This window comes from Enterococcus sp. DIV1206 (assembly GCF_051712485.1).
GTDB lineage: Bacteria > Bacillota > Bacilli > Lactobacillales > Enterococcaceae > Enterococcus > Enterococcus faecalis.
On sequence record NZ_JBIOOZ010000001.1, the window covers coordinates 1282460 to 1294830 of the forward strand.

Consider the following 12371-nt stretch of genomic DNA (forward strand, 5'->3'; position numbering starts at 1 on the left):
ATTTGCGCGTAAGAAATGGTAGAATAGGAAAGATGAAATACAAGGAAGAGAGGCTTTCACGTGACAGATTATTTAAATGTAGGAAAAATTGTGAACACACAAGGAATCAAAGGAGAAGTTCGGGTCATTTCGAAAACGGATTTTCCAGAAGAACGTTATCAAAAAGGGTCAACGTTACTGCTATTTCAAGAGAAAAAAGCACCAATTGAATTGGTCGTGAAGTCCCACCGCAAGCATAAGAATTTTGACATTTTGAGCTTTGAAGGACATCCAAATATCAACGATGTTGAAAAATATCGTGACGGTATTTTAAAAGTTGCAAAAGACAATCTCGCTGAATTGGGAGAGGACGAATTTTATTATCACCAAATCATTGGTGCCACTGTTTATGATGAAACCGGTAGTGAACTGGGAAAAATTAAAGAAATTTTATCTCCTGGTGCGAATGATGTGTGGGTCGTCCAACGACCAAAGAAAAAAGATTTACTTTTACCGTATATTGAAGGCGTTGTTACAAAAGTCGATGTCGAAAATCAACGGATTGATGTGGACATTCCAGAAGGATTGATTGACGATGAGAATTGATGTATTAACTCTTTTTCCTAGAATGTTTGAAGGACCAATGGGGGAATCAATTATTGGGAAAGCTCGGGAAAAGCAGTTATTAGAATTGAATGTCTCTAATTTTCGCGATTTTTCAGATAACAAACACCAAACGGTCGATGATTATCCGTATGGCGGTGGCGCAGGGATGCTTTTAAAAGTACAACCGATCTATGATAACCTAAAAGCAATTGAAGAAGAGACAAACCAGCAACCAAAACGGGTCATCTTATTAGATCCAGCAGGAAAACCGTTTAATCAAAAAATGGCCGAGGAATTTTCACAAGAAGATCATTTAGTTTTTATTTGTGGACATTATGAAGGCTATGATGAGCGAATTCGCACGATGGTCACAGATGAAGTTTCATTGGGGGACTACGTTTTAACAGGGGGCGAATTAGGCGCAATGGTCATGATTGATGCGACAGTCCGTTTATTACCTGATGTCTTAGGTAACAATCTTTCTGCACAGACGGATTCACATTCCACTGGCCTATTAGAGCATCCACAATATACCAGACCTGCTATTTTCAATGATATGGAGGTCCCTGCCGTGCTAACGAATGGGAACCATAAATTAATTGCAGAATGGCAACTAAAAGAATCATTACGACGGACCTTTTTGCGTCGACCTGACATGTTGGAATCAGTAGAAATGACGCCTGAAATGTTGAAGTTATTAGAAGAAATTAAACAAGAAGAGCAAAAATAAGGGAACTTTCAAGAAAATTCTCTTTACAGCTTATTTTGTCTGTGGTAAACTAATTTGGTGAGTGCAATGCGCTCTAACTATTACAATATTCCGCTGTGGCAGAAGTGACCATAAGAATATTTGGGAATAAGGAGAAGGATAAAATGAATCCATTAATTCAAGAATTAACACAAGAACAATTACGTACGGATATTCCTGCGTTCCGCCCTGGTGACACTGTTCGCGTTCATGCGAAAGTAGTCGAAGGTACTCGTGAACGTATCCAGTTATTCGAAGGTGTTGTAATTAAACGCCGTGGTGCTGGAATCAGCGAAACTTATACAGTACGTAAAGTTTCAAATGGTGTTGGTGTGGAACGTACATTCCCATTACACACACCACGTGTTGCTCAAATTGAAGTGGTTCGCTACGGTAAAGTACGTCGTGCAAAACTTTACTACTTACGCGCATTACACGGAAAAGCAGCTCGTATCAAAGAAATCCGTCGTTAATCTTTACTATTCGACAAACGAACACCCTCTTGCTCAGCAAGAGGGTGTTTTTGTGTGTAATTAAGTGGAAAATCACTTTGACTTTTTTTTGAAGTCACATAAGTGTGAAAATTAGGTTTTTGGACAATGATTCAGAAATCTTTTGAAAATTGAAGGTGTGAGGAAATTTAGAAAGATAAAAAGAGGGAGTACTGAAAACCAAAATTTCAGTTAAGTGCTTGGATCAAGAAACAAAAACTACGTTAGTTTGTCAATATCAGTTGAAATTGGAGAAGAAGCAGAATGGGGTGATAGTATTGGCAAATTAATTATTTAAGGTCATCGTTACAGGATTTTTGTTTTTTATATTCAATCAAAAAGAAATAAATACAAAGAACACAGATAAGTATTTTAGCAAGTAACCAATAACTAGCAGGACTGTTGGTGCTATAAGAATACAAGAAAATAGTAGTAAACTTAATTAAGAATCGTTTGCTATTTAAATAGTGTTCTTTTCCTTGTAAAATATATACGATAAAATAAGTATATTAATTGTAAAAGGACATGATAATTATGGAAGAATTAGAATGGAATAATTTTTATGTTTGCTATAGTTTTGAGGGTAGTGATTCTTTTAATAACTGTCAAGATAGTAGATTACTTTGCGAATACTCCTGAAGTACAAATACAGAGAAAACTTCCTGAGTTTGAAAAAGTGCCACCTTATGATCCAAGAGATAATTCATTTCTGATACAAATTATTCTTTAAGTAGGACAACGACTAAGTTTATTTACCAAACCATTACAATAAGAAAAGGTGCAAGTATACCTAATTACTATTGGTATGATGATGGTCAATTTAGAGGAAATCTAAAACTTCAACGTTGGCAAGACTACGGAGAAGATCCAAACATAAGAGGATATATCTGTACTTATGGAGGCTACGTTACCAATGGTTCAAGCCCGGCGCAAAGAATTGTCGATATTAATGAACAATAGCTATTCTAACTTTATGTAATAGGAGGGAGTAATCATGAAAAAAATCGGGTATTTTAGTTGTATTATTTTTTTCATGTTTTTGGTAGGTTGTAGTAATAACAAAAAAGAAAACGGCAATCTTTTGAATGCCAGTTCGTTTCCTTTAATACTCACCACGATTATTGAAAAGGAAGAAGACCTAACGAAAGGTTCAATTTTTTTCAACAAGGATAAAACCATGACGCTTGAAAAAGAATATTTAGTTAATCCCAATAATGAAGACACAAAAAAAACAAGTAGAACAGAAAAAAAGGTATATAAAAATATTAAAATACAAGAAAATAAAGAGAACTATGAAATTACAGGTCAATTGGACAAAAAAACGAAAAAAATAGAGTTTAAAAAAGTTGATGAAGGTAAACGTATATCTGATGCAGAAGGTAATGTGTATGGTGATTTTGGTGGTAAATAGGATAGTTAAGTCATAAAAAAGAAGGCTAAAAATTTTTATTTTTTTCATCTCTATATTTTCTGATGCTGGTAAAAAAACTAACATCAGAAAGTATAGAGACGTTTTTGTGTAATTAAACAAAAAATCAACATTGACTAAGACCAGAAATACTTTCTATAGTTGTTCCTAGTTGCTCTAATATAAGACACCAAATTGATAACCATTTGCTTGATAAAACTCTATTAATTGTGGCAATGCTTGTTTTGTTAATTCCTTATCTGCTGAATCATGCATTAAGACTACTCTAATATTATAATCCGGATAAACCTCAAGTGAATGTTGATGGAAAGCGAGCATTTCTGCGACTGTAGTAGGCTGTCTGTCTAACGGCTCCGCATCCCCAACCATCGCATTCCAGTCAATCCAATGGATGCCAAGTTGTTTGAATAATTCATCAGATTTTTCTGTACCTCCCCATGACATATGACCTCCTGGGTATCGCCAGAGAGTTGTTTGAAATGTTTCGCCCAATATTTTTTTAAGAGAGTTCTCCATGGTTGCTATTTCCGCTTGTATTTCTTCAGTGTTGACAATCCCGTTTGGATATAACGTTGCATAATCATGAGTTGAACTATGAAAGCCTATTGAATGCCCTTCTGCAACTTCACGTTTCACTATGTTTTTATTTTCGGAAGTTAGGGTATTTCCTACAAGAAAAAAAGTTCCGTGGACGTTATACTTTTTTAATGTATCTAGGACTTGTGGGGTTATTTGATTATTAACGCCATCATCAAAGGTTAAGAATACTAATTTTTCACCTTTGTAAGGTTCTTCTCCAGTTATATATTTTCTGATTTTGTCTGCTGAATAAGCATATTTTTTTGATGAAATAGTCATGTGTGTTGATTCCTTTTCTAACTTGGTCGGGGAATCTTTTTTTGCAGTTGAATTTTTAGTCGATGTCTGCGTAGTATCATCATTTTTACTTGTTATCTTGGGTTGAGTTAATAGGAACGTTTGAATGAAAACAAGAACAATGAGGATTAACGCACTAAATAATACATACCCGTTTATTTTGAATTTTCTTTTCTTATGTCGCATACTTTCACTCCTCTTTGGTTAATGAAAAAGTTAAAAAATACACCTCCACGTTATACAAAATTGAACGTCCTATTAGTTATAGACGAATTTTAGGACCAAAAAGTTTCAATTTTTTCAATTTAGTTAGTTGTTTATTTAATAAAAAATAAAAGGTTGCTAGAGGATGAAAGGAGTATAATTTATTTATCTAGAAGAGTAATCGGAATGAGAAAGGACTGTGGAAATGGATCATCAACAGGTGTTGAAAAATGAAATTAAACAATATTTAGTGAGTAAAAACTGTGAGAAGACGTATTATCATTGTATGGAAGTTGGAGAGTATGCCTATCAACTTGGTGAAAAATATTTAACTAGTCCAGAAAAAGTAAGTATTGCAGGATATTTACATGATATCTCTGCGGTTTATCCAAATAATCAGAGAATTAGTGTCGCACAAAAATATGGGATTGAATTAAACGAAACAGAAATGGCCTTTCCAATGATAATTCATCAAAAAATTTCTAAGTCTATTGCGAAAATGGATTTTGGTATTGAAGACAATGAAATTTTATCAGCGATTGAATGCCATACAACATTGAAGAAAAACTATTCGGACATAGATTTAGTTTTGTTTGTCGCTGATAAAATAAAGTGGGATCAAGAAGGGAAGCCACCATACTTAGATGGTTTATTACAAGCTTTAAATTGTTCTTTAGAAAATGCCGCATATTTCTATATCGATTATATTTTGAAACACGATATTAAAGTCGTGCATCCTTGGTTATGGGATGCTTACAATCAACTTAATTTGATAATTAAATAACAAATAAACATAGTCGTTTTTAATCGAGTTTTGCTGGTGAGAAAAGTGGAAAAGTAGTACAGTATTCTTGTCAGAAAGAAGGGATTCCCAATGAAAAAAATAATCTTGATAGGTCTTTTATTGAGTATTTTATCAGGATGTTCTTCCAACAAAAGTGGCGATAGCACTGCAAGCAAATCAAGCAAGCCGACAGCAACATCAGAAATGAAAGCACCTGCTACCGTTAACAACAGCCAAGCAAGTCAAATGAGCACGGAGTCAAAATCTAGTACGACTCAAAGTAATTCTTCTGCTTCTACTAAAACTGAAAATCAGTTGTGGTCTGCACAAAAAAAGGCACAGCTACAACAATTTATGGCTGATTGGGGGCAACGGATGAACCAAACGTATAAAGAATATACACCAGGAAATTCAATCAATTTTAATGGTGTTCAAGCGCCTGATGGTCTAGTAGGAAATGCTACTATGCAACCAGCGATTGATCAGCATCCCATTTATTTAGAATGGTCTGAAAATGGACAAGTGAAGGATGGATATGCGTTAGTTGCTGTTTACTCTGATGCAGAAACGCAACCAGAAATGCAAAAGCATTTGTATTTATTCACCATCGTTAACAATCAGCCCTTAGTTTTAGTGACGATGCAAAATCAAGGAGATCCTTATGGCTATCTGTATTTTGGAGCAACAGATAATGCAAAGTTGAAGGCTGGGTTTGAAAAAATTGTAGGTGCCCCGTCAATTACTAAAGAACAAATCCCAAATATTTCAGTCAATCCGTGGTCTTCAAAAGAGGAAGCGATTGATTTTTACGAAGGAATGTATAAAAACACGGCAAACGAAATTTCAACTCAAATTGACTGGCATAACTATCAGCGGGCAAATTGGCGCGAGGTAGAAACAAAAGGCGACACGTTGACATTGCATTTTGCCAACGTGGGCGGTGCTGGGGGCTCATACACACAATTCACGAAAGTTGGTACGAATACTGTTGTTGTATCATTTGATGGTAATGCCGCTTATCCCGATAACCCAAGTAGCGTCTTGCTTGTGCAAAACAGTGATTATAAAGTTTTAAGGACTTTGAATCAGTAATAGGGGAAATACGTCGCTTACTTAAACATAGGCAAAGGCGGGGTGCTTACCATTTTATAAGTAACCTGCCTTTGCCTATGTGCTATTTTGGGGGATAGAGGTGCTCAGGGTAGGGGATGTTTATGCTAGATCTCTGTTTGACTAGGCTCAAATAGATCTAAATCAATCGTTGAAGTGATATCTGTTTATATAAAGATAGGCTAAATCGTCAATTTTTTACAAATCGTCGTTCATGTTAAAATAAATGGAGAAATGTTTTAGTATTCATAGTAAGTATTTTATCGTAGAATAAAAGATATACTAACAATGGAGCGATGAAAATGCTAAAAGAAGAAAGATTAAATGCGATAGTCTCTCTAGTAGATCAAAAAGGGGCAATCAAAGTTACTGAAATTATGGAACGATTAAATGTTTCGGATATGACTGTTCGTAGAGATTTGACAGAATTAGAAGCAGCGGGGCGTTTAAAACGAGTACATGGAGGAGCTAGCAGTTTAAATACATATCGTCCACATGAACTGTCTCATGCTGATAAACAAATTATTAATAGTGTTGAAAAAAAAGAAATTGTCCAAAAAGCATTAAGTTTAATTCACGAAGAAGAAACTATCTTCCTAGGACCAGGAACAACTATTGAACTTTTGGCCGAGGCAATGGAATTTAAACATTTAAGAGTAGTAACAAACTGTTTGCCTGTGTTTGAAACGTTAAGTAAAAAAAAGAATGCGTTGACCATTTATTTGGTTGGTGGAGAAATGCGACTTTTAACTAAATCTTTTTTTGGTGAAATCGCTAATAAAGCATTAGAAGAAATGCATTTTCATAAAGCATTTTTTAGTTGTAATGCGTTAAAAGATAATAAAATTATGACAGCCACTATTGAAGAAGGACAAACACAAGCAATTGCATTAGATAACTCAATAGAAAAATATTTGTTAATGGATACTTCTAAAGTAGAGAAACAGGATTTTTATTCTTTTTATCAATTAGAAGAAGTGACAGCGGTAGTTACAAATAAAGATAAATTTGACACATCTAAAGTATTGGAAAAAGTTGTCAGGGTGATCTACTAAAAAGAAGAGGTGCATCTGCACCTCTTCTTTTTAGTTTCCCTTATTGAGCTTTTTGAGCATAAATAATATTTCGCTTCTTCATTTGTTTTGCATACCAAATGAAAATCAGTAGATAGGCGACTAGCGCCAGACATGCGTATAAAATAAATTCGAGTTGACCTTGTGATGCATTGCCGACTAAGTATCCTAAGAATTTTTCCATTGGCCCTTCCATGGTAGTATGTGAAATTAAAGTATTATTATTTAGACCCGCTGGGAAAGCGCCAACTTTTTTTGCGGTTTCGGTAACGAACGGTGCAATTAGGGTACCAGACCATAAGAACAAAGGTAATTCGATTGCTCCAATGATAATCATTCGGATGAGTTTACCTCTTGTTACTACTAGTAGAGCAGGGGTTACACCCATTGCAATAATTCCGCCAAGTGGTAAAAGTTTATTGCCAGGTAGGACAATGGCTTCTAATAGCATAATTGGAGCCAATACGTTAGCTGCTGCCCAGATTTCAGCACGACCAGCTAAGAAAGGCCAATCTAAACCAATATTAAGTGTACGCCCTTTTAATTTATTCGAAGCAAAATCAGTGATACCTTGTGATAAAGGCTCAACTGCAGCGATAAACCAAGTTCCAATTAAAGAGAATAGTTCCAAACAGACTGCAGCCGTAAAGGATAGAGAAAAAATTTGCGTGGGTGTTTGGCCAGCTAAAAGACCCACAAAAATCCCTAAGTAAATCCCAATGGCAAATTTTGATCCCCAAAAGCCAATTTTACTATTCAATTTGGCAGCGTCAAAATCGTATTTGTCTAACCAAGGAAAAAGCTTATCAAAAATTTTATCAAAAACCATAATGATTGGATTCATCATATAGTTCATATGCGTGGTAGTCATAGGATTTGTATCTGGGGCGTTAAGTAAATCGTTAAACGTTGGTTTCATTAAGTCAGAATTGATAATTTTTAAAACACCTATGAAAATAACTAAGATTGTTGCAATTATTAAGTTTGCGCCACAAAAAATAGCAAATAAACCAACAATCGATAGATGCCAAATGTCGAAAATATCCACATCTAATGTGTTTGTTTTGTTTAGAATTAACATAATGACATTGACAATCACCATAATTAAAAGAAAGTAAAGCGTGTAAGGAGATCCCCAAGTGATGGTGGCTAAAGGTGCCCAACCAACATCAGTAATATTTAAAGAAATTCCTGTACGTTCTACGAAAGAGGCCATTGCATCTGAGAAAGCAGTAGTTAAAATTCCTATAATAGCACTGATACCAGTTAAAGCAATTCCTAGTTTAAGACCACCTTCTAATGCGCGAGTGGGTTTTACCTTAAAACAAAGGGCAATCAGTGTTAAAACAATAGTCATTAAAGGAGCAGCACCTAAATCAATTAAAGGTTTAAAAATTGTATTTGCTAGGTCAATAATCGTATTCATTTATTTTCTCCTTCATAAGCTAAGATAACAAAATTTTTATCTTAGTTTTGTTATTGTTGACAATGAAGCGTAAGTAATTAGTCTAAAAAGGAAATCATTTGTTTAAAGAGTGAATGATACTTTCCATTTGTTGATAAACAGGTTCAGCCATTGCTGGAATTCGATAAAGAATTGCGCCTGCATCAACTACAGGAATCGTGATTGGGAAACCTAAATCTGTTTTGGCGATTTGGGCGAAAATATCATAATGGGATAGCATCTCTTGATTGATATCTTTAATCATTACGGCATCGCAAGAAACTTGGTAGCCTCTTTTAGATAATTCTGTTTCTAATGCAGATTTGATTTGATGGCTAGAGTTTACCCCAGCCCCACATGCAGCTAAAATTTTAATCATGTTAAATCTCTCCTTTAAAATTTTTTTGTAAAAAACGATAAACTTCTTCTTTATCTTCACATTGAAAAAAAGCCAATAGTGATGAACGGTCTGTCGTGTTAATAAAATCCATGATAGTCGCTAAAAGACCCGTTTGTTCAATACCGTTTTCATTTAAAATCATGAAAAGAAAGGAAACAGAGAGCGTTTCATCTGGGATAATCATGTTATGAAATGATAAGGATTGTTTCAATTTAATCGGGATAATTCTTGTCGTGCGTACAAAGGTACTTTCGGTATGCGGAATGGCGATATTCGGTAGTGCAGGATCAATCGGTGTTAAACTTAAACCAGTCGGATAGTTATGTTCTCGTTCCAATAAATTAGTTAGAAAATCAGGTGTAACTAATTTCTTTTTTAACAAGTCTAAATAAACTTCTTCAAAAACTTCTTCTTGTGTTTTTTTGTTTGAAATATAGGTAGTATCTAATGAAAAAATCGATGTTTTAATAACCATAGAACCCCTCGTTTCTTTAATATATTATTATTTATTTACAAGTATAATATAAAACGCTTTCAAAAAGATGTCAACACAATATTAAACAATAATAAACAAAAAAGAAAATAAATGTTGAATAAAGTTCGATATTGTTTTATTATGTTTTCGAGAAGGGGATTTGAGTTTAAAGAAAGGGACAGAATTTTAATAGTAGATACACGAGGTAAGGAGGAAAACAAAATGCGTGTCATACTTGGTTCAGATTTAGATGGAATAAAATTAAAAGCAGAAATGAAACAATACTTATTGCAAGAAAAAGTTGAGGTAATCGATAAAAGTGAAAGTGCTTCGGAAGACTTTATAGAAGCAACGCTTGCTGTTGCTCATGAAGTTTTAAAGGATACTGAAAGTTTAGGAATCGTTTTTGATGGTTATGGGGCAGGTAGTTTTATGACTGCTGCTAAAATTAAAGGAATGATTGTCGCTGAATTGTCAGATGAGCGTTCTGCATATATGGCGCGAGAACACAACAATGCTCGGATGATCACGGTGGGCGCAAAAATTGTTGGAACGGAACTAGCCAAAAACATAATAAAAGAATTCTTAACAGGTCATTATGCAGGCGGGCGTCATCAAATACGTGTAGATATGTTAAATAAAATGGCTTAACAAATAATAGAAAGGAAGCGTTTTTATGAGAATTGCCATTGGTTGTGATCATATTGTGACGGATACCAAAATAGCAGTTTCTGATTTTTTGAAAGCAAAGGGATATGAAATTTTAGATGTAGGCACGTATGATTTTACTCGAACTCACTATCCTATTTTCGGAAAAAAAGTGGGAGAAGCCGTAATGAGCAATCAGGCTGATTTGGGTATATGTATTTGCGGAACAGGCGTTGGAATTAACAATGCGGTTAACAAAGTGCCGGGTATCCGTTCTGCTTTAGTTCGCGATATGACTACAGCGTTGTATGCGAAAGAGGAATTGAACGCAAATGTTATTGGTTTCGGTGGGAAAATAACAGGAGAATTCTTGATCTGTGATATCGCTGCGGCCTTTATTGAAGCACACTATCATCCAACAGAAGACAACGAACAACTAATTGAAAAAATTAATCAAGTTGAAAAACAACATCCAGAACAACAAGATGCGCACTTTTTCGATGAATTTTTAGATAAATGGCAACGAGGAGTCTATCACGATTAGTATTTAATCAATGAAGGTTACTTAAGAAAGTGATCTTAAATAATAATCATTGGTATTTGAGTTAAATTCCCCTTCATTAATTTTTATTGCTGTTTTAATGTGGCACTGTAAAGAGCATTATTAAGAAAAAGAAGTAACAAAGGAACAAATTGAAGGCTATACAGGTAACCATAAAAAGTACACGAGTTCTTTTCTCGTGTACTTTTTATGGTTTTACTGCTTGTTTTATTTTAGTAATTATTTTTCTATAAAAATAGTCCCAGAATTATTAAAATAATGCCGATAACTAAACTGCCGATGCCAGAAGCCGTACCATATTTTTTACCTAAATTTATATCAGTAGTATTTTTAGGAATCAAGTTTGAGAAAAAATAAAATTTTTTTACCAAGATTAGATATGCAACAAGTAAAAGTAATAATCCTAAGAGAAGATAACTAAGATTTTCAGCTAATAAATCTAGATGAGCTAATAACAATATCCCTAAAAAGAGGCCTACCAATCCATATTTCATCGTTTTTTTTTTTGCTGACATATAAATATCCCTACTTTACTTTTTAATTTATCAAGAGCATAAAACCATAGATTCGATATAAGTTCATTTTGTTGTATCCAAAAGAGGATGACCTGGAATGACCTATATAATTAGAAAATTGGAGTGATATATAGTTATTTTACCATAGCTTAAATGAGTTGATTAACTCCGAATAATGTACAACTATGTACACCTATTGTGGGTGGAATGTGTGTTGGGACTTTGCTAACCTAATAGTTGAAAAAATGAATCAATAAATTTAGAAAAGGGACTATTCAAACGTAAATTTTTTTGGAAATTGCTATATTATTTATTTTTTTAAGCGTAATCAACTAAATGTTTTTATGGATAAAGAAAGTCATTGTTCCTTGTCATCAAGCTACAACAGCCAAATTCATTAGAACTTTTTTAGTGAATGACTTTAATTTTAGAAAGGTACTGTTGTTAAACATTCATGCTATCAAAGGAGTGTGAGGCGAACGAAGCAAATATTTTCATTTTATAAAAGTTGTATTATGGACTCTTAAAAAGAGGTGATTTAAAAAATTTTGAAGTAGAAATGTTAAGAAAGGAGAGAGGAAATGACTTATTTAGTTCTGGTCAGTCATGGCGATTTTGCTAGAGGGTTAAAAAATTCATTAGGGATGTTTGCTAGCGATGAGATAGAGACAGTCAGAGTGTTTGGCTTACAACCTGGTGAATCTACCGATAATTTTGGTAAGCGGTTTCTTTGTGAGGTTGAAAAATTACCGCAGGAAACGAGGCTAATCGTTTTGGCTGATATTGTAGGCGGAAGTCCACTTGCTACTATTTGTAAAGTATTAGATAAGCAAAAAATGCTAGAAAATTCTCTGATTGTTGGAGGAGTGAATTTTCCAATGGCTTTAAATGCGCTTCTATTGAAAGAAACTAGTGAATTATCTGATTTGAAAAAAATGATAGTAGCAGATGCTTGTCATGGTATTAGAGAGTTAACTGTAACTGAAGACGATGTAACTGAAGAGGATATCTAAAGGAGAAGATGAAC

General features: G+C 34.2%; 15 protein-coding genes. 10 read left to right on the plus strand and 5 right to left on the minus strand.

What is annotated here, in order from left to right; translation table 11 throughout:
• The first annotated feature begins 60 nt into the window (after nucleotides 1-60).
• The 4 genes from rimM (at nucleotide 61) to IGK86_RS06210 (ending at nucleotide 3235) form a co-directional block, all read left to right on the plus strand.
• Nucleotides 61-585 carry a ribosome maturation factor RimM gene (gene rimM, locus IGK86_RS06195; protein ID WP_010822092.1) on the plus strand — a complete coding sequence of 175 codons (525 nt, stop codon included), beginning with the start codon at nucleotides 61-63 and terminating at the stop codon, nucleotides 583-585.
• Nucleotides 575-1315 (plus strand): tRNA (guanosine(37)-N1)-methyltransferase TrmD, encoded by a 741-nt coding sequence (gene trmD / locus IGK86_RS06200; protein WP_010821691.1) that lies wholly within the window; start codon nucleotides 575-577, stop codon nucleotides 1313-1315. The genes rimM and trmD overlap by 11 nt, the downstream gene beginning before the upstream one ends.
• Before the next feature lie 143 nt (nucleotides 1316-1458).
• On the plus strand, nucleotides 1459-1806 hold the full coding sequence (gene rplS, locus IGK86_RS06205) for a 50S ribosomal protein L19 (RefSeq protein WP_002357176.1): 348 nt from the start codon (nucleotides 1459-1461) through the stop codon (nucleotides 1804-1806).
• A gap of 1012 nt (nucleotides 1807-2818) precedes the next feature.
• Nucleotides 2819-3235, plus strand: a complete 417-nt coding sequence (locus IGK86_RS06210; protein WP_010828836.1) for a hypothetical protein — start codon at nucleotides 2819-2821, stop codon at nucleotides 3233-3235.
• Nucleotides 3236-3409: 174 nt separating this feature from the next.
• Here IGK86_RS06210 and IGK86_RS06215 read toward each other — a convergent pair whose 3' ends face one another.
• Nucleotides 3410-4315, minus strand: a complete 906-nt coding sequence (locus tag IGK86_RS06215) for a polysaccharide deacetylase family protein (protein ID WP_016616923.1) — start codon at nucleotides 4313-4315, stop codon at nucleotides 3410-3412.
• Nucleotides 4316-4538: 223 nt separating this feature from the next.
• Here IGK86_RS06215 and yqeK point away from each other — a divergent pair, with 223 nt between their 5' ends.
• The 3 genes from yqeK to IGK86_RS06230 all read left to right on the plus strand — a co-directional run bounded on the left by yqeK (nucleotide 4539) and on the right by IGK86_RS06230 (nucleotide 7282).
• Nucleotides 4539-5117, plus strand: a complete 579-nt coding sequence (gene yqeK / locus IGK86_RS06220) for a bis(5'-nucleosyl)-tetraphosphatase (symmetrical) YqeK (RefSeq protein ID WP_002390435.1) — start codon at nucleotides 4539-4541, stop codon at nucleotides 5115-5117.
• Nucleotides 5118-5207: 90 nt separating this feature from the next.
• Nucleotides 5208-6209 (plus strand): DUF4767 domain-containing protein, encoded by a 1002-nt coding sequence (locus tag IGK86_RS06225; protein ID WP_016616921.1) that lies wholly within the window; start codon nucleotides 5208-5210, stop codon nucleotides 6207-6209.
• A 320-nt stretch (nucleotides 6210-6529) separates the two neighbouring features.
• Nucleotides 6530-7282 (plus strand): DeoR/GlpR family DNA-binding transcription regulator, encoded by a 753-nt coding sequence (locus tag IGK86_RS06230; RefSeq protein ID WP_002369238.1) that lies wholly within the window; start codon nucleotides 6530-6532, stop codon nucleotides 7280-7282.
• A 40-nt stretch (nucleotides 7283-7322) separates the two neighbouring features.
• Here IGK86_RS06230 and IGK86_RS06235 read toward each other — a convergent pair whose 3' ends face one another.
• The 3 genes from IGK86_RS06235 to IGK86_RS06245 all read right to left on the minus strand — a co-directional run bounded on the left by IGK86_RS06235 (nucleotide 7323) and on the right by IGK86_RS06245 (nucleotide 9619).
• Nucleotides 7323-8726, minus strand: a complete 1404-nt coding sequence (locus IGK86_RS06235; protein WP_002357183.1) for a PTS galactitol transporter subunit IIC — start codon at nucleotides 8724-8726, stop codon at nucleotides 7323-7325.
• A 94-nt stretch (nucleotides 8727-8820) separates the two neighbouring features.
• A complete protein-coding gene (locus IGK86_RS06240; protein WP_002357185.1) occupies nucleotides 8821-9123 on the minus strand; it encodes a PTS fructose transporter subunit IIB in 303 nt (100 codons plus the stop codon).
• A gap of 1 nt (nucleotide 9124) precedes the next feature.
• Entirely contained in the window at nucleotides 9125-9619 is a 495-nt protein-coding gene (locus IGK86_RS06245) for a PTS sugar transporter subunit IIA (RefSeq protein WP_002357187.1), read from the minus strand.
• A gap of 222 nt (nucleotides 9620-9841) precedes the next feature.
• On the opposite strand from IGK86_RS06245, the gene lacA reads away from it, so the two are divergent.
• Together lacA and lacB are read left to right on the plus strand one after the other, a co-directional pair.
• Nucleotides 9842-10270, plus strand: a complete 429-nt coding sequence (lacA, locus tag IGK86_RS06250) for a galactose-6-phosphate isomerase subunit LacA (RefSeq protein ID WP_002357188.1) — start codon at nucleotides 9842-9844, stop codon at nucleotides 10268-10270.
• 25 nt (nucleotides 10271-10295) lie between these two features.
• Nucleotides 10296-10811 (plus strand): galactose-6-phosphate isomerase subunit LacB, encoded by a 516-nt coding sequence (lacB, locus tag IGK86_RS06255; RefSeq protein ID WP_002357189.1) that lies wholly within the window; start codon nucleotides 10296-10298, stop codon nucleotides 10809-10811.
• Nucleotides 10812-11056: 245 nt separating this feature from the next.
• Here lacB and IGK86_RS06260 read toward each other — a convergent pair whose 3' ends face one another.
• Nucleotides 11057-11344, minus strand: coding sequence for a hypothetical protein (locus IGK86_RS06260; protein WP_016616920.1), 288 nt, complete (start codon nucleotides 11342-11344; stop codon nucleotides 11057-11059).
• 581 nt (nucleotides 11345-11925) lie between these two features.
• Here IGK86_RS06260 and IGK86_RS06265 point away from each other — a divergent pair.
• Nucleotides 11926-12357 carry a PTS sugar transporter subunit IIA gene (locus IGK86_RS06265; RefSeq protein ID WP_016616919.1) on the plus strand — a complete coding sequence of 144 codons (432 nt, stop codon included), beginning with the start codon at nucleotides 11926-11928 and terminating at the stop codon, nucleotides 12355-12357.
• Nucleotides 12358-12371 lie beyond the last annotated feature (14 nt).